At 71.4% G+C, this 16,686-nt stretch carries 14 protein-coding genes; 2 read left to right on the top strand and 12 right to left on the bottom strand.

Annotated elements, in window-relative coordinates:
- Nucleotides 1–63 precede the first annotated feature (63 nt).
- The 5 genes from dapB to HTZ77_RS36530 form a co-directional block, all read right to left on the bottom strand.
- Nucleotides 64–801 (bottom strand): 4-hydroxy-tetrahydrodipicolinate reductase, encoded by a 738-nt coding sequence (gene dapB / locus HTZ77_RS36550; protein WP_175594317.1) that lies wholly within the window; start codon nt 799–801, stop codon nt 64–66.
- A gap of 114 nt (nt 802–915) precedes the next feature.
- Nucleotides 916–2,229, bottom strand: coding sequence for a M16 family metallopeptidase (locus HTZ77_RS36545; RefSeq protein ID WP_175594316.1), 1,314 nt, complete (start codon nt 2,227–2,229; stop codon nt 916–918).
- Nucleotides 2,226–4,553 carry a polyribonucleotide nucleotidyltransferase gene (locus HTZ77_RS36540; protein WP_175594315.1) on the bottom strand — a complete coding sequence of 776 codons (2,328 nt, stop codon included), beginning with the start codon at nt 4,551–4,553 and terminating at the stop codon, nt 2,226–2,228. The genes HTZ77_RS36545 and HTZ77_RS36540 overlap by 4 nt, the downstream gene beginning before the upstream one ends.
- A gap of 283 nt (nt 4,554–4,836) precedes the next feature.
- Nucleotides 4,837–5,106, bottom strand: coding sequence for a 30S ribosomal protein S15 (rpsO, locus tag HTZ77_RS36535; RefSeq protein WP_175594314.1), 270 nt, complete (start codon nt 5,104–5,106; stop codon nt 4,837–4,839).
- A gap of 191 nt (nt 5,107–5,297) precedes the next feature.
- Nucleotides 5,298–6,191, bottom strand: a complete 894-nt coding sequence (locus HTZ77_RS36530) for a bifunctional riboflavin kinase/FAD synthetase (protein WP_328808983.1) — start codon at nt 6,189–6,191, stop codon at nt 5,298–5,300.
- 151 nt (nt 6,192–6,342) lie between these two features.
- Here HTZ77_RS36530 and HTZ77_RS36525 point away from each other — a divergent pair, with 151 nt between their 5' ends.
- Entirely contained in the window at nt 6,343–7,368 is a 1,026-nt protein-coding gene (locus HTZ77_RS36525) for a TRM11 family SAM-dependent methyltransferase (RefSeq protein WP_175594312.1), read from the top strand.
- 39 nt (nt 7,369–7,407) lie between these two features.
- Here HTZ77_RS36525 and truB read toward each other — a convergent pair whose 3' ends face one another.
- Nucleotides 7,408–8,280: a tRNA pseudouridine(55) synthase TruB gene (truB, locus tag HTZ77_RS36520; protein ID WP_175594311.1), complete on the bottom strand. Its 873-nt coding sequence runs from the start codon at nt 8,278–8,280 to the stop codon at nt 7,408–7,410.
- A gap of 179 nt (nt 8,281–8,459) precedes the next feature.
- Between truB and HTZ77_RS36515 the strand changes: the two genes are divergently transcribed.
- Nucleotides 8,460–9,677: an RNA-guided endonuclease InsQ/TnpB family protein gene (locus HTZ77_RS36515; RefSeq protein WP_328808982.1), complete on the top strand. Its 1,218-nt coding sequence runs from the start codon at nt 8,460–8,462 to the stop codon at nt 9,675–9,677.
- 36 nt (nt 9,678–9,713) lie between these two features.
- Here the strand turns inward: HTZ77_RS36515 and HTZ77_RS36510 are convergent, their stop codons facing one another.
- The 6 genes from HTZ77_RS36510 to nusA all read right to left on the bottom strand — a co-directional run bounded on the left by HTZ77_RS36510 (nt 9,714) and on the right by nusA (nt 16,677).
- Nucleotides 9,714–10,691 carry a DHH family phosphoesterase gene (locus tag HTZ77_RS36510; protein WP_328808981.1) on the bottom strand — a complete coding sequence of 326 codons (978 nt, stop codon included), beginning with the start codon at nt 10,689–10,691 and terminating at the stop codon, nt 9,714–9,716.
- Between the two features lie 578 nt (nt 10,692–11,269).
- Nucleotides 11,270–11,725 (bottom strand): 30S ribosome-binding factor RbfA, encoded by a 456-nt coding sequence (gene rbfA, locus HTZ77_RS36505; protein ID WP_175594310.1) that lies wholly within the window; start codon nt 11,723–11,725, stop codon nt 11,270–11,272.
- A 40-nt stretch (nt 11,726–11,765) separates the two neighbouring features.
- Entirely contained in the window at nt 11,766–12,062 is a 297-nt protein-coding gene (locus HTZ77_RS36500) for a DUF503 domain-containing protein (RefSeq protein WP_175594401.1), read from the bottom strand.
- A 121-nt stretch (nt 12,063–12,183) separates the two neighbouring features.
- Nucleotides 12,184–15,261, bottom strand: coding sequence for a translation initiation factor IF-2 (gene infB, locus HTZ77_RS36495; RefSeq protein WP_175594309.1), 3,078 nt, complete (start codon nt 15,259–15,261; stop codon nt 12,184–12,186).
- A 113-nt stretch (nt 15,262–15,374) separates the two neighbouring features.
- Nucleotides 15,375–15,689 carry a YlxR family protein gene (locus tag HTZ77_RS36490; RefSeq protein ID WP_175594308.1) on the bottom strand — a complete coding sequence of 105 codons (315 nt, stop codon included), beginning with the start codon at nt 15,687–15,689 and terminating at the stop codon, nt 15,375–15,377.
- Nucleotides 15,673–16,677 (bottom strand): transcription termination factor NusA, encoded by a 1,005-nt coding sequence (nusA, locus tag HTZ77_RS36485; RefSeq protein ID WP_328808980.1) that lies wholly within the window; start codon nt 16,675–16,677, stop codon nt 15,673–15,675. The genes HTZ77_RS36490 and nusA overlap by 17 nt, the downstream gene beginning before the upstream one ends.
- Nucleotides 16,678–16,686: the final 9 nt, after the last annotated feature.

The raw sequence follows: 16,686 nt of genomic DNA, 5'->3' as shown, positions 1-16,686 counted from the left end.
CACCCCGTGCCCACTCGCCTGTTCGCAGGCGGTGGGCACGCCGTGTCTGGGGAACGCTCGACCTCAGAGGTCGAGCAGCGGTTCCAGGCCCACGGTCAGGCCGGGCAGCTCCCGCACCCGCCGCACGCCGAGCAGCACGCCCGGGGTGAACGCGGACCGGCTCATCGTGTCGTGCCGGATCGTGAGGATCTCGCCGTCGCCGCCGAGCAGCACCTCCTGGTGCGCGATGAGCCCCGCCAGTCGTACGGCGTGGACGTGGACGCCGCCCACGTCGGCGCCGCGCGCCCCGTCGAGCTCGGTGCTGGTGGCGTCGGGCATGGCGCCCAGCCCGGCCTTGGCCCGCGCCTCGGACACCAGCTCCGCGGTACGGCGGGCGGTGCCGGAGGGGGCGTCGGCCTTGTTCGGATGGTGCAGCTCGACGATCTCGACCGACTCGAAGTGGCGGGCGGCCTGCTGCGCGAAGTGCATCATCAGCACGGCGGCGATGCCGAAGTTGGGCGCGATCAGGGCGCTGGTGCCCGGCGAGGCCGCCAGCCAGCCGCGCACGGTGTCGAGCCGCGCGGCGTCGAAACCGGTGGTGCCGACCACCGGGTGGATCCCGTGCGCGATCGCCCACTCCAGGTTGCCCATGACCACGTCGGGATGGGTGAAGTCGACCACCACCTCGGCGCCCCGCAGGCCCTCGACGGCGTCGTCCTTGTCGAGCGCGGCCGCCAGCTCCATGTCGGGAGCCGCCTCGACCGCCTTGCACACCTCGACGCCGACACGACCGCGGGCGCCGAGCACACCTACCTTGATCACACGCTCAACCCTATACGGCGCGTCCGCGCGGGCCACAGGAGGACCCGCGCGCAGCCGTCACGCGCGTGCCGTGGCACAGGTGCCACAGGCACGCGCGATCTCGGGCCGGCGTCGTCACGCGATGGCGAAGGAGAAGTCCTTGTCACCGTACGGGCCGATCACGGCGAGCGTGAGCGGCCGGGTCAGGACGTCGGCGGACACCTCGGTGATCTCGTCCGGCGTGACCGCGTCGATGCGCGCCAGCACCTCGTCCACCGACAGCAGCTCGTCGTAGACCAGCTCGTTCTTGCCGATCCGCGACATGCGCGAGCCGGTGTCCTCCAGGCCGAGGACCAGCCCGCCGCGCATCTGGCCCTTGCCGCGCATGATCTCGTCGGCGCTCAGCCCGTCGGAGACCACGCGGGCCACCTCGTCCCGGCAGATCTTCAGCACATCGTCGATCTTGGACGGGAGGCAGCCGACGTAGATGCCGAACTGCCCGGTGTCGGCGTAGGCCGAGGTGTAGCTGTAGGCGGAGTAGGCCAGGCCGCGCTTCTCCCGGATCTCCTGGAAGAGCCGGGACGACATGCCGCCGCCGAGCGCGGCGTTGAGCACGCCGAGCGCGAAGCGCCGGTCGTCGGTGCGGGCCATGCCCGTGGTGCCGAGCACCAGGTTGGCCTGCTCGGTCGGACGGTCGAGCACGGTGACCGCGGAATGGGTCGCGGCGCCCGGGCCGCTCGTGCGCGGCGGATCGCAGTCGAGGGGGCCGCCGAGGGCGCCCGCCCGCTCGTACGCCCGCGCGACCAGCTCCACGACCTCCTCGTGCCGGACGTTGCCGGCGACCGAGACGACCGTGCGGCGCGGCTCGTAGTAACGGCCGTAGTACTCGGCGATGCCGTCACGGCCGAGCGCGTTGATCGAGTCGACCGTGCCGAGGATGGGCCGCCCGATCGGCGAGTCGCCGTACAGCGCCGCCGCGAACTGCTCGTGCACGACGTCGGACGGGTCGTCGTCGTGCATGGCGATCTCCTCCAGGATCACGCCCCGCTCCGACTCCACGTCGTCCTCGGTGATCAGCGAGCTGGTCACCACGTCGGCGAGCACGTCGACCGCCACGGCGAGGTCCTCGTCGAGCACCCGCGCGTAGTAGCAGGTGTACTCCTTGGCGGTGAAGGCGTTGATCTCACCGCCGATCCCCTCGATGGAGGCCGAGATCTCCATCGCGTCACGCGTGGGGGTGCCCTTGAACAGCAGGTGTTCGAGGAAGTGGGTGGCCCCCATGTGCTCGGAGGCCTCGTCCCGGGAACCGATGCCGACCCACATGCCGACCGCGACGCTGCGCACGGTCGGCATGGTCTCGGTCACCACGCGCAGTCCGCCGGGGAGCACGGTCCGCCTGACCACCCCGGCCCCTTCGCGGCCGGGGTGCAGCGTGGTGGTGAGGGTCACGAGTTGCGGTCGTCGGCGTCGTTGCGGGGGGCGCGCACCCGCGTGCGGGTGCGGCGGGGCCGCTCCTCACGGGGCTTGTCGTCGGCGGCCGGAGCCTCGTCGGCCGGGGCCTGCTCGCCGTCGGCCGTGCCCTTGGCCTCCTTCTCCGCGGCCTCCTTCTCGATGACCTCGACGGGCACCAGGGAGAGCTTGCCGCGCTGGTCGATCTCGGCGATCTCCACCTGGATCTTCTCGCCGACGCTCATGACGTCCTCGACGTTCTCGATGCGCTTGCCGCCGTGCAGCTTGCGGATCTGCGAGACGTGCAGCAGGCCGTCCTTGCCCGGCATGAGCGAGACGAACGCGCCGAAGGCGGCGATCTTGACGACCGTGCCCAGGTAGCGCTCGCCCACCTCGGGCATGTGCGGGTTGGCGATGGCGTTGATCGCCGAACGGGCCGCCTCGGCGGCCGGGCCGTCGGTGGCGCCGATGTAGATCGTGCCGTCGTCCTCGATGGTGATCTCGGCGCCCGTGTCGTCCTGGATCTGGTTGATCATCTTGCCCTTCGGGCCGATGACCTCGCCGATCTTGTCGACCGGGACCTTGATGGTGATGATGCGCGGCGCGGTCGGGTTCATCTCCGCCGGGGAGTCGATCGCCTCCTGCATCACCTCGAGGATCGCCAGGCGCGCGCCCTTGGCCTGCTTCAGCGCGGCGGCCAGCACCGAGGCCGGGATGCCGTCGAGCTTGGTGTCGAGCTGGAGCGCGGTGATGACGTCCTTGGTGCCGGCGACCTTGAAGTCCATGTCGCCCATGGCGTCCTCGGCGCCGAGGATGTCGGTCAGCGTCACGTAGGTGTCGCCCTCGCCGATCAGGCCCATCGCGATGCCCGCGACCATCTCCTTCAGCGGCACACCCGCGTCCAGCAGCGCCATCGTGGAGGCGCAGACCGAGCCCATCGAGGTGGAGCCGTTGGAGCCGAGAGCCTCGGACACCTGCCGGATCGCGTACGGGAACTCCTCGCGCGTGGGCAGGACCGGGATCAGCGCCCGCTCGGCCAGCGCGCCGTGGCCGATCTCGCGCCGCTTGGGCGAGCCCACCCGGCCGGTCTCACCGGTGGAGTAGGGCGGGAAGTTGTAGTTGTGCATGTAGCGCTTGGTCCGCTCGGGGTTGAGCGTGTCGATGACCTGCTCCATGCGCAGCATGTTGAGCGTCGTAATACCCATGATCTGGGTCTCGCCGCGCTCGAACAGGGCCGAGCCGTGCACCCGGGGCACCACGTGGACCTCGGCCGACAGGGCCCGGATGTCCTTGGTGCCGCGGCCGTCGATGCGGACGCCCTCGTTGATGACCCGCTCGCGCATGAGCTTCTTCATCACCGAGCGGAAGGCGGCGCTGATCTCCTTCTCGCGCCCCTCGAACTCGGGCAGCAGCTTCTCGCCGGCCAGCGCCTTGACCTTCTCCAGCTCGGTCTCGCGCTCCTGCTTGCCGGCGATGGTCAGCGCGGCGGCCAGCTCGGTCTTCACCGCGTTCTCGACCGCGGCGTAGACGTCCTCCTGGTAGTCGAGGAAGACCGCGTACTCCTGGGTCTCCTTCGCGGCGACCTGCGCGATGCGCGCCTGCGCCTCGCACAGCACCTTGATGAACGGCTTGGCGGCCTCCAGGCCCTGCGCGACCGTCTCCTCGGTCGGGGCGACGGCGCCGTCGGCGACCAGCTTCAGCGTGTCCTTGGTGGACTCGGCCTCGACCATCATGATGGCGACGTCGCCGTCGGCCAGCACCCGGCCGGCCACGACCATGTCGAACGTGGCCCGCTCCAGCTCGGTGTGGGTGGGGAAGGCCACCCACTGGCCGTCGATCAGCGCGACGCGCACGCCGCCGATCGGGCCGGAGAACGGCAGGCCGGCGAGCTGCGTGGACAGCGACGCGGCGTTGATGGCGACCACGTCGTACAGGTGGTCGGGGTTGAGCGCCATGACGGTGGCGACGACCTGGACCTCGTTGCGCAGGCCCTTGACGAACGACGGGCGCAGCGGCCGGTCGATCAGGCGGCAGGTGAGGATGGCGTCCTCGGAGGGACGGCCCTCACGCCGGAAGAACGAGCCGGGGATGCGGCCCGCGGCGTACATGCGCTCCTCGACGTCCACCGTGAGGGGGAAGAAGTCGAGGTTCTCCTTGGGCTGCCTGGACGCGGTGGTCGCGGACAGCACCATCGTGTCGTTGTCGAGATACGCGACGGCCGAACCCGCCGCCTGACGCGCGAGGCGCCCGGTCTCGAACCGGATCGTGCGCGAGCCGAACGTGCCGTTGTCAATGACGGCTTCGGCGGTGTGGACACCCTCCACGGGGGACCTCCTTTTGGTCGGTCACCCGCGCCCTCTTTTCTCACCGGCACCCTCGTTAGGTGCAGCGCCGGTCTTCGATCGAAGCGCCCGGTCTTGATTACCGGAAGCCACTACCGAGGACCGGCCCGCAGGCGTCGCGGGTCGCATGGTGCTGAGCGGACGCGGGGGCTGTAGTGTCTCGGATCTTCAGTTGTATGCCAGATGCCCGCCGCCGCAGCGGCGACACACCGGCTTCGCACGGCATATGCGAAGGGAGCGACGCGGACGCCGCTCCCTTCTCATGCTATCGCCGCAGGCCGAGCCGCTCGATGAGCGACCGGTAACGCGCGATGTCGACCTTCTGCAGGTACTTCAGCAGGCGGCGCCGGCGACCGACGAGCAGCAGCAGACCACGACGGCTGTGGTGGTCGTGCTTGTGCGTCTTCAGGTGCTCGGTCAGCTCGCTGATGCGCTTGCTGAGCAGCGCGATCTGCACCTCGGGCGAACCGGTGTCGCCCTCGGCCGTCGCGTACTCGGTGATGATGGTCTTCTTGGCAGCGGTGTCGAGGGACACGGCTCTCCTATCGAATCTACGGGCACGCCTGGCGTACAGGAAAGCGAGCAACCGTGCGTGCCTACAGTCGCCGCAGCGAAGGCCTTCAGGGCAGCGCGCTGCGGCGCCGTCACAGAGCCGACATGCAAGAGTACCACCAAGCGTGGCATCCTCGCGTACCGACGTGACTCCCCGTGCTCGTTCCGGCCCCGTCAGGAGGTCAGGCGGCGGGTCTCGGCGACGTCGTCGTTGATCTGCTCGATCAGCGCCTCGATCGAGTCGAACCGGGTGTTGCCGCGCAACCGGGCGGCGAACTCCACCGCGACGTGCACGCCGTACAGCTCCAGGTCGTCGCGGTCGAGCGCGTACGCCTCGACGGTGCGCGGCACGCCCTCGAACGTCGGGTTGGTGCCGACCGAGATGGCGGCGGGCCAGCGCTCGCCCGCGTAGACGACCGGCAGGTTGGCGACGGGCACGCACTCCAGCCACCCCGCGTAGACCCCGTCGGCCGGGATGGCGGTGTTCGGCGGCGTCTCGACGTTGGCCGTGGGGAAGCCGAGCTGGCGACCGCGCTGGTAGCCGCGCACCACCACGCCCTCGACCCGGTGCGGGCGCCCCAGCGCCGCGCCGGCGCCCTCGACGTCGCCGGCCGCCAGCCGCTCCCGGATCCCGCCGCTGGAGACCGCGGCGAGCAGCGGAACGGTCTCGACCGTGAAGTCGTGCTTGTCCCCCAGCGCGCGCAGCGCGTCGGTGTCACCGGCCGCCCGGTGACCGAACGTGAAGTCCTCGCCCACGACGACCGTCGCCGCGCGCAGCCGGTCGGCCAGCACGGACTCGGCGAAGTCGCCGGCGCTCGTGCGCGACAGCTCCAGCGTGAAGTCCAGCACGCACACCTCGTCCACGCCCAGCGCGGTCAGCAGTTCCGCCCGGCGCCGCGGCGTGGTCAGCCGCGGCGTCCGCGAGCCCGGCACGACGACGTCGTCCGGGTGCGGCTCGAACGTGACGGCCACACAGCGGGCACCCCGCTCGCGGGCGGCGGCGACGGCCCGCTCGATCACCCGCTGGTGGCCGAGGTGGACCCCGTCGAAGACGCCGATCGCGACCACGGACCTCTCCGAACCCTGCACACCGGCCCCATTCGCTCGTGGCGGATCACTCCTCCCCAAGCCTGCCATGCGGCCGGGCCTCCACTCCAATCGAGGGGGCGGTCGGGGGTCGACCGAGGGGCGATCGAGGCGGGGTAGCATCGGTCGCACCATGGCTCGATACGCGCTCCTGATCCTGCCCTCCCACAACCGCGTCTACGGCGAGAGCTCCGTCCGGCTGACCCGGGCCGAGCTGGCCGTCTTCAGCGAACGGGCGCTCCAGGGCGCGGTGACCGACATCGGCGAGACGCGCATCGGCGGCCTGCCCTACGTCACGTTCGAGACGCCCGGGCCGCTGGACGGCGACGACGTCGCCCTGCTGTCCAACCTCTCCTCCGTCTACGCCCTGTTCGCGGTCGAGGGCGAGCTGCTGCGCCCGCAGGACATGCGGCCGCTCGACCGGCTGAGCAGCGACCTCGTCACGATCCTGAAGTACGCGGGCAAGACCAACGAGCACTTCACCAAGCTGCTGCTCAACGTGACCGTGCTGGCCTCCGACTTTCCGCTCGGCGGCAAGTTGTCGGTGTTCGACCCGATGTGCGGGCGCGGCACGACGCTCAACCAGGCGCTCATGTACGGCTACGACGCCTACGGGATCGACGTGGACGGCAAGGACGTCGAGGCGTACACCGGCTTCATCAAGACGTGGCTGCGCAACAAGCGGCTCAAGCACACGGCCGAGACCGTGCCGGTGCGCCGCGAGCGGGCGCTGGTCGGGCGGCGGCTCAACGTCGAGTTCGCGCTGTCGAAGGAGGCGTACAAGGCGGGCGACACGCAGCACGTCTCCGTGGTCAACGCCGACACCCTGCGCGGCCGGGAGTTCTTCAAGCCCCGCTCGTTCGACGTGATCGTGACCGACGCCCCGTACGGCGTGCAGCACGGCAGCCACGGCGGGCGGGCCGGCAAGGGGCTGTCGCGCAGCCCGCTGGAGCTGATCGCCAAGGCGGTGCCGGTGTGGGCGGAGCTGCTGCGTCCCGGCGGGGCGCTGGGCGTCTCGTGGAACACCTACGGCGGCGGCCGGGACGAGCTGGCCGCGATCCTCGCCTCGGCGGGGCTGGAGGTGGCCGACCTGCCCGACTTCGAGCACTGGGTCGACCAGGCCATCGTGCGCGACCTCATGGTGGCCCGCAAGCCCTGAGCAGCTCTGCTCCTCAGGAGGCTTCCCGGGAAGCGGATCCTAGGAGGCGAAGACCGCCAGGGGGCGGGCCGTGCGGCCCTGCTCCTCCACCAGCGCCAGCAACTCGCCCTCCGGGCCGAACACGCCGATCGGCCCGGCGCCGAGCCCGGCCGCGGGCAGCCGCCCGCCGTGCCGTACCAGGGTGGCCTGCTCCGCCGTCACGTCGCGCCGGGGGAAGGCCGCCGCGACCGCCTCGCCGATGGGCAGCACGACGCACTCCTCCGCCAGCTCGTCCAGGGTGCGCGCCATCGACAGGTCGTACGGGCCGACCCGGGTGCGGCGCAGCCGCGTCAGGTGGCCGCCGACGCCGAGGCCGGCTCCCAGGTCACGGGCCAGGGCGCGGATGTAGGTGCCGCTGGAGCAGGTGACGACGGCGTCCACGTCCACCACGTCGTCGTGGGCGCGCACGTCGAGCACCTCGAATCCGTACACGGTGACCGGGCGGGCGGCCAGCTCCACCTCCTCGCCGGCGCGGGCCCGCTTGTAGGCGCGCCGCCCGTCCACCTTGATCGCGCTGACCTGCGGCGGGATCTGCATGATCGCGCCGGTGAGCGCGGCGACGCCCTTGTGGACCTCGGCCGCGGCGACGCCGGCGGCCGAGGCCGTGGCGGTCACCTCGCCCTCGGCGTCGTCGGTGTTGGTCGAGACGCCGAGCCGCATGGTCGCCGTGTAGACCTTCTCGGTCAGCGCCAGGTGGCCGAGCAGGCGGGTGGCCTTCTCCACGCCCACCACCAGCACGCCCGTCGCCATGGGGTCGAGCGTGCCCGCGTGGCCGACCCGGCGCGTGCCCGCGAGGCGGCGCATCCGGGCCACGACGTCGTGCGACGTCCAGTCGGCGGGCTTGTCGACGATGATCAGGCCACTGTCGGCCATCAAATCCTCCTGAGGGAACCGTCGCCTGGAAGGGCCGGTGGAATCGAGAACGGGAGGGCGGCGAATACCCGGGCGTGTGGTGACCTGCCCGGTCCGCACATCGAAGATCTCCGTTCGTCACGCATGACATGTGCGGCACTGTGATACTGATCGAGTGACTCGCCGGGTGCGCACCGAGCGTGCGGGCAAGGCGGTCGGCCGTGCGTAGATCGTTCACGTTCCCGCTGCGGCCCACCCGCCACCAGGAGATCGCGCTCGCGCAGTGCCTGGAAGATCACCGGCAGCTGTACAACGCGGCGCTTGAGCACCGCCGCACGGCATACCGCGTGGCGGGCGCGACCGTGCGCTATGGCGAGCAGTCGGCGGAGCTGAAGCACATCCGGGCCGACGACCCCGAAGGCCAGGGCCGATGGTCGTTCTCCTCGCAGCAGGCCACCCTGCGGCGCCTGGACAAGGCGTTCGCCGCGTTCTTCCGCCGCGTCAAGACAGGTCACAAGCCCGGCTATCCCCGATTTAAGGGACGGGGCCGGTTCGACACGGTCACCTGGCAGAAGGACGGTGACGGCTGCCGTTGGGACTCCGGGCCGCACCACCCGACCATGACGTTCGTCCGCCTGCAGGGCATCGGCCACGTGCGGGTCCACCAGCACCGGCGTGTGCTCGGCACCGTGAAGACGATCAGCGTGAGACGTGCAGGCCACCGCTGGTTCGTCGTCCTGTCGTGTGACGATGTGCCCGCCGAGACACTCCCCCCGACGGGAGCGATGGCCGGGATCGACATGGGCGTGGCATCGCTGACCACCACCTCCGACGGCGATCGTCTGGAGAACCGGCGACATCTCGCCGCCTCCGCCGCTCGCCTCGCGGTGGCGCAGCGGGAACTGGCCCGCGCTGCGCGCGGGTCCAGGCGCCACCGCAAGGTCGCGGCCCGCCTGTCCGCGCTGCACGCCAAGGTGCGGCGGCAGCGGCTGGACGCCGCGCACAAGGCCGCGCTCGTCCTCATCCGCACCTACGACGTGATCGTGCATGAAGCGCTCGAGGTCACCAACATGACCCGACGCGCGACCCCCCAGCCGGACGGCCACGGCGGCTACCTGCCCAACGGCGCCGCCGCCAAGTCCGGCCTCAACCGTTCGATCCTCGACGCGGGTTGGGGGGTGTTCCTGACGATCCTGTCGCACAAGGCTGAAAGCGCCGGTCGAGAGCTGATCGCGGTGAACCCCGCCAACACCTCCCGCACCTGTGCCCCATGCGGGCACCGCGCGAAGGAGAACCGCCTCACCCAGGCCGTGTTCCGATGCACGGCGTGCGGACATGTCGCGCACGCCGACGTCAACGCGGCGACCAACATCCTGAGGGCAGGGCTTGCCCTTCGCGATGCCGCGCGAGCGGCTTAGCGAGAAGCCGCTCCCCGTGCGGAGCGGAGGAGTCACTCAGACCTTCCTCAGGAGTTCGCGGAACCTCGCCATGGTCTCCTCGACACCGTCGTGCGAGGTGAAGCCTGCGGCGTTGTGGTGGCCGCCGCCGCCCATCGCCGTGCACACCGCCCCGACGTCGACAGCGCCCTTTGACCGGGTGGACACCTGCCAGGCGCCCTCGTCGTCCTCCTTGCAGACGACGGCGACCTCCGCCTCGTCGGCGCGGCGCACGATGTCGATGACGCCCTCCAGCTCGCTGTACGGCAGGCCGTACGCCGCCCGGTCCACCCGGCTCACGTACGTCCAGACCAGGTCGTCCTCCAGCGTCACCCGGTCGAGGGCGGCGGCGAGCACCTTGAGGTAGCCGAACGGTGACCGGTCCCACAGCTCGCGGGCGATCTCGTCGGTGCGCAGCCCGGTGGCCACCAGGCGGGCGGCCATCTCGTGGGCGGCCGGCGAGGTCGAGGAGTGGCGGAAGGAGCCGGTGTCGGTCACCAGCCCCGCGTACAGGCAGGTGGCGATGTCACGGTCCAGGGCGCCGCCGAGGCGGTAGATGAGCTGCTCGACGATCATGGCCGTGGCCGCGGCCTTGGGGGCGACGAGGCCGAGCGTGCCGAACCCCTGGCAGGAGGGGTGGTGGTCCACCACGACGAGCTCGCGGGCGGCGGCGGCGTTCGCGCCGAGCAGGCCGAGCCGGCTCGCCGACGCCGAGTCGAAGGTGATCATGAGCTCGGGGGCGGCCGGGTAGTCCTGGGGCGGGCTCAGCATCTCCTGGCCGGGCAGGAACCCGAGCAGGCGCGGCACCTCGAACGTGCGGTCGCCGAACGACGCGACGACCCGCTTGCCCAGCGAGCGCAGCACGAAGGCGGTCGCGAGCATCGAGCCGAGCGCGTCGCCGTCGGGCGACACGTGGCAGGCCAGCGCGACCTCGTCCGCACGGGCGATCAGCTCGACCGCGCGTTGCCAGGTCGCCTCGGGGACGCCTTCGCTCACGGGGTCTCCCCCCAGCGGATGTCCGTCCGGCGAGTCTCCACCACTCGCCGGACCACCACCCGCTACAGCTCGGCCGCCCGCCACGACACCGCCCGCCGCGGAGCCGCTCGATCCACCACCGAACGCCTCGGTGCCGCTCGATGCGCCACCCACCTCAGTGGCGCCGGCCGATTCACCGCCCGCCGCAGTGGGGCCGGCCGGTTCACCGCCCGCGCCGGTGTCGTCCGGCGAACCAGCACCCGCCGTCGTGCCGCGCGGCGAACCATCGTCCATCGCCGTGCCGTTCGGAGAACTGCCGCCCGCGGCGGTACCGGCTCTCGGAGGGGACGCCGTCCCATCCGGGACCGTTCGGGTGCCGGACGTGGGCGGGACGGGCGGGACGGGCGGAGGGTCGAGGCGGTCGGCGCGGGCCGCGAGGCCCGGACGCGGCATCGAGGCGGAAAGCCCTCCCGGGTCGGGAGGCACGGCCCGGCCAGGAGATCCACTCCGATCAGGAGGCCCACTCCGATCAGGAGGCTCCGTGCGGACCGGAGCCTCCGCGCGTTCGGAAGGCTCCGTGCGAGCGTGCACGTCGGGCCTCACGGCGCCGGGTGTCCCGCCTGGTCGTCCTCCTCCTCGTCGGCCTTCTTGTAGGGGTCGGCCTCGCCCGCGTAGGAGGCTCCCTCGGCCCTGCGCGCCACCTCGGCGTCCTTCGCCCGGGCCGCGTTGATGAGGGTGTCGAGCTGCCGCGCGCTGTCGGGCAGCGGGTCGTGCTTGAACGTCAGCGTCGGGGTGAACCGCACGCCCGTCTGCCTGCCCACCTCGGACCGGATGATGCCCGTGGCGCTCTCCAGGGCCGCGGCGCTGTCGGCGCGCTCGGCGTCGGAGCCGAACACCGTGTAGAAGACCGTGGCCTCGCGCAGGTCAGCGGTGATGCGCGTGTCGGTCACGGTGACGAAGCCGAGGCGCGGGTCCTTGATCCGCCGCTCCAGCATCTCGGCGACGATCTGCTGGATGCGGTCGGCGAGCTTGCGCGCTCGCGCTGCGTCCACCATGTTCGCTCCCTCTCACGCACGACGTCCGTCGTGCAGTCGATCAGTCTTCGTCGTTGTAGAGCCGCTGCCGTGCCGACAACAGCTCGATCTCAGGCCGGAACGCCACCAGCCGCTCGCAGGCGTCCATGACCTCTTTGCAGTTGCCCGCCGAGGCGGAGACCACCGCGATGCCGACCTCCGCCCGCCGATGCAGGTCGAGATGGCCGGTCTCGGCCACGGCCACGGCGGGAAAGCGTCGTTGCACCTCGGCGACCAGGGGACGCACGACGGAGCGCTTCTGCTTCAGCGAGTGGACGTCGCCGAGCAGGATGTCCAGGGTAAGAGCACCCACATACATCGTTCGCAGCCACCGCTTGTGCTGGTGAGTGAAGCGCACCCCGGGCCTGCTGCGGTGGGGACCAGGCCCGGGCGTGCGAGAGGCGCTCGGCGGATGGTCCGCCGAGCGCCCGGCCGCGTGTCTACGCGCGCGGCTTCTCCCGCATCTCGAACGTCTCGATGACGTCGTCGATCCTGATGTCGTTGTAGCCGACACCGATACCGCACTCGAAGCCCTCGCGGACCTCGGTCGCGTCGTCCTTGAAGCGACGCAGCGACGAGACGGTGAGGTTGTCCGCCACGACGACGCCGTCGCGGATGATCCGGGCCTTGCTGTTGCGCACGATCAGACCGGAGCGGACCAGCGAACCGGCGACGTTGCCGATCTTCGGCACCTTGAAGACCTCGCGGACCTCCGCCGTGCCCATCTGGACCTCTTCGAACTCGGGCTTGAGCATGCCCTTGAGCGCCGCCTCGATCTCCTCGATCGCCTGGTAGATGACCGAGTAGTAGCGGATGTCGACGCCCTCGCGCTCGGCCAGGTCGCGCGCCCGGGGCTCAGGCCGGACGTTGAAGCCGATGATGACCGCGTTGTCGTCGGCGACGGCCAGGTTGACGTCGTACTCGGTGATGGCGCCGACGGCGCGGTGCAGGACACGGAGCCTGACCTCGTCGCCGACGTCGATCTTGAGCAGGGCGTCTTCCAGGGCCTCCACCGAGCCGGACACGTCACCCTTGATGATGAGCTTGAGCTCGTCGACGCGGCCCTTCTCGAGGTCGCTGAACAGCTCCTCGAGGGTACGGCGACGGCTCGACTTCGCCATGTCGGCGCTGCGCTTGCGCGCCGCGCGCTGCTGGGCGATCTGGCGGGCCATCCGGTCGTCGGTGACGACGATGAAGTTGTCACCGGCGCTCGGCACGGCCGTCAGACCCATCACCAGGACCGGACGGGACGGCGTGGCCTCCTCGACCGCGTCGCCGTTGTCGTCGAGCATCGCCCGGACGCGGCCGAAGGCCTCGCCACAGACGATCGAGTCGCCGACGCGCAGCGTGCCGCGCTGGACCAGGACGGTCGCGACAGGGCCGCGGCCCTTGTCGAGGTGCGCCTCGATCGCGATGCCCTGGGCGTCCATCGTCGGGTTGGCCCGCAGGTCGAGCTCGGCGTCCGCGGTCAGCAGGATCGCCTCGAGGAGGTTCTCGATGCCCGTGCCGTTCTTCGCCGAGATGTCGACGAACAGCGTCGAGCCACCGTACTCCTCGGCCACCAGGCCGTACTCGGTGAGCTGGGCCCGGACCTTGTTGGGGTCGGCGCCCTCCTTGTCGACCTTGTTGACCGCGACCACGATCGGCACGTCGGCCGCCTGGGCGTGGTTGAGCGCCTCGATCGTCTGCGGCTTCACGCCGTCGTCGGCCGCGACCACCAGCACCGCGATGTCCGTGGACTTCGCGCCTCGGGCACGCATGGCGGTGAACGCCTCGTGACCCGGGGTGTCGATGAAGGTGACCTTGCGCTCCTGGCCCTCGTGCTCCGTCGCGACCTGGTAGGCGCCGATGTGCTGGGTGATGCCACCCGCCTCGCGCGCCACCACGTTGGTCTTGCGGATGGCGTCGAGCAGCTTCGTCTTACCGTGGTCGACGTGACCCATGACGGTCACGACCGGCGGACGGGCGGCCAGGTCGGCCTCGTCGCCCTCGTCCTCGCCGAACTCGATGTCGAAGGCCTCGAGAAGCTCGCGGTCCTCCTCCTCCGGGCTGACGATCTGGATGTTGTAGTCGAGCTCGACGCCGAGCGCCTGCAGGGTCTCCTCGTTGACCGACTGCGTCGCCGTCACCATCTCGCCGAGGTGCAGCATGATCTGCACGAGCGAGGCGGGGTTGGCGCCGATGCGGTCGGCGAAGTCGGACAGCGACGCGCCGCGCGGAAGGCGGATCGTCGCGCCGTTGCCACGAGCGACCTGCACGCCGCCGATCGCCGGCGCCGACATGTTGTCGAACTCCTGGCGCCTCTGACGCTTGGACTTGCGGCCACGCGCCGGACGGCCACCGGGACGCCCGAAGGCACCGGCCGTGCCGCCACCGCGACCGCGGCCACCGCCACCGGGACGACCGGCGAAACCGCCGCCGCCACCGCCGGGACCACCCGTGGTCGTGCCGGGACGGCCACCGCCGCCACCAGGACGACCGGCGAAACCACCGCCGCCGCCACCAGGACGACCGCCACCGCCGCCGGGACGGCCACCGCCGCCACCGCCGGGACGACCCCCGGGACCACCGGGACGGCCACCGCCGCCACCGCCGCCACCGGGACCGGCGGGACGGCCCTGCGGCATCATCATCGGGTTGGGACGCGGACCACCGGGACGCGGACCACCCGCACCGGGGCCCGGACGCGGACCGGCGGCGCCGGGCGGACCCGGACGCGGACCGGGAGCCGGCCTGCCCTCGCCGCGGCTCTGCGGCGGACGCGGCATCGCGCCGTCACGCGGCGGCCCGTCACGACGCTCACGCGGACCGGTGCCGCCCTCACGCGGGCCGCCCGGACGCGGCGGACGGGCCTGACCCATGCCGCTGGCGTTGGACGAGAACGGGTTGTTGCCCGGACGGGGACCACGCGGACCCGGCTTGGGACCGGGGCCGGGACGCGGACCGCCACCGGCGGAGCCGGCCGGAGCGCCGGGACGCGGGGCGCCCGGGGCGCCGCCGCCCGAGGCGCCGGGACGCGGCGCCGGACCCGGCTTGGGACCGGGACGGGCCGCGGGGCCCGGACGCGGGCCCGGGGTCGGGCGCGTGCCCGACTCGAAGCGCGCCTGCGGAGCGCCGGACGTCTCGCCGCGCGCAGCCTCCGGCTGCTGCTGCTGGTGAGGCATGGGAACCGGCGGGCGAGGCGTGCCGCCCGCGGGACCCGGACGCGGACCCGGCCTGGGGCCAGGACCCGGACGCGGGGCCGTGGGGGCCGGCGCCTCGGCGACGCCGTTGCCGGCCTGGCCTTCGGCCGGCCGGGGAGCAGCCCTTGGCGGCTGCGGCTTGGACGACGAACCGCCGCCCCTGGAGGACCCACCCTTGGATGCGCCCAAAGCTTCGGTGAGCCGCCGGACCACCGGCGCCTCGATGGTGGAGGACGCCGAACGGACGAACTCCCCCATCTCCTGGAGCTTGGCCATGACGACCTTGCTCTCGACTCCGAACTCCTTAGCGAGCTCGTATACCCGGACCTTCGCCACTGCACTCCCTTACTCGGCCCGGGAGGCTGGCTGTGCCGTCCGGACCGTCGCTACCTTGACGTCTTCATCGCCGCGTGCTCATCAGGCGCTCATAGCAATCTGACTCCGCCCCATCAACTCGGCGTCCTACATGACATGTCGTGGTCCTCCCTGTCCAGGTGCGCTCGCACGCGCGATGCGTCGAGCGGCCCCGGCACGCGGAACGCGCGCGGAAACGCTCGGCGACGCTCGGCAAGCTCGAGACAACTCATGGCCGGGTGCAGTGAAGCCCCCCGGCCAGGAAGCCGTCCTCGCAGGTCAGGGACCACATGATCCTCGACCCGCACCAAGCGGAGCAGCTCGGACTTGGCCGTGCGAACCCTGCAACCCACACAGGTGCGCTGCGGACCCGCCTGGCCACCATATTCCAGCTTACCGTGTCGACGCATCTACGGAACCGGCGGCATCCTCGGCCTGGGTGTCAGGACGGATGTCAATCCGCCATCCCGTGAGCCTGGCGGCAAGCCGGGCGTTCTGCCCCTCTTTGCCGATCGCCAGCGAAAGCTGGTAGTCAGGCACGGTCACCCGGGCCACCCGCCCGTCGAGATCGAGGACCTCGACGTGGGAAACACGCGCGGGCGACAGGGCATTCCCGACGAACTCCCCGGGATCTTCCGACCAGTCGATGATGTCGATCTTCTCGCCGTGCAGCTCGGTCATCACGTTGCGCACCCGTGACCCCATGGGGCCGATGCAGGCGCCCTTGGCGTTGACGCCGGGCTTGCGCGACCTGACGGCGATCTTGGTGCGGTGCCCGGCCTCGCGGGCGACCGCGGCGATCTCCACGGTGCCGTCGGCGATCTCCGGCACCTCCAGCGCGAACAGCTTCTTGACCAGGCCAGGATGCGTGCGCGACAGCGTGACCGAGGGGCCCTTGTGACCCTTCTTCACCTGCACCACGTAGGCGCGGATGCGCTCGCCGTGCACGTAGTCCTCGCCGGGCACCTGCTCGTTGTGCGGCAGGACGGCCTCGATCTTGCCGAGGTCGACCAGCACCACGCGCGGGTCCTTGCCCTGCTGGATCACGCCCGAGACCAGCTCGCCCTCGCGGCTGGCGAACTCGCCGAAATTGATCTCGTCCTCGGCGTCGCGCAGCTGCTGCAGGATGACCTGCTTGGCGGTCGTCGCCGCGATCCGGCTGAAGTTGCCCGGAGTGTCGTCGAACTCGCGGACGATCTCGCCGTCCTCGTCCAGCTCGGCCGCCCAGATCGTGACGTGCCCGCTCGTGCGGTCGAGCTCGGCGCGCGCCTTGGGCGCCGCGCCCTCCGTACGGAAGTACGCGATCAGCAGCGCGTCCTCGATGGCCTTGACGACCAGGTCGAAGGAGATGTCCTTCTCCCTCTCCAGGCTGCGCAGGACGCTCATGTCGATGTCCACGAGGCTCCC

It is taken from the genome of Nonomuraea montanisoli (assembly GCF_013363975.1).
GTDB classification, from domain to species: domain Bacteria; phylum Actinomycetota; class Actinomycetes; order Streptosporangiales; family Streptosporangiaceae; genus Nonomuraea; species Nonomuraea montanisoli.
This window is presented reverse-complemented; position numbering and strand designations above follow the sequence as displayed.

Coding starts and splice junctions, on each gene's coding strand:
- truB (WP_175594311.1), bottom strand. CDS start 8,280: ATGGCCGACAGTGGCCTGATCATCGTCGACAAGCCCGCCGACTGGACG.
- HTZ77_RS36525 (WP_175594312.1), top strand. CDS start 6,343: ATGGCTCGATACGCGCTCCTGATCCTGCCCTCCCACAACCGCGTCTAC.
- HTZ77_RS36490 (WP_175594308.1), bottom strand. CDS start 15,689: ATGCGTCGACACGGTAAGCTGGAATATGGTGGCCAGGCGGGTCCGCAG.
- rbfA (WP_175594310.1), bottom strand. CDS start 11,725: ATGGTGGACGCAGCGCGAGCGCGCAAGCTCGCCGACCGCATCCAGCAG.
- HTZ77_RS36500 (WP_175594401.1), bottom strand. CDS start 12,062: ATGTATGTGGGTGCTCTTACCCTGGACATCCTGCTCGGCGACGTCCAC.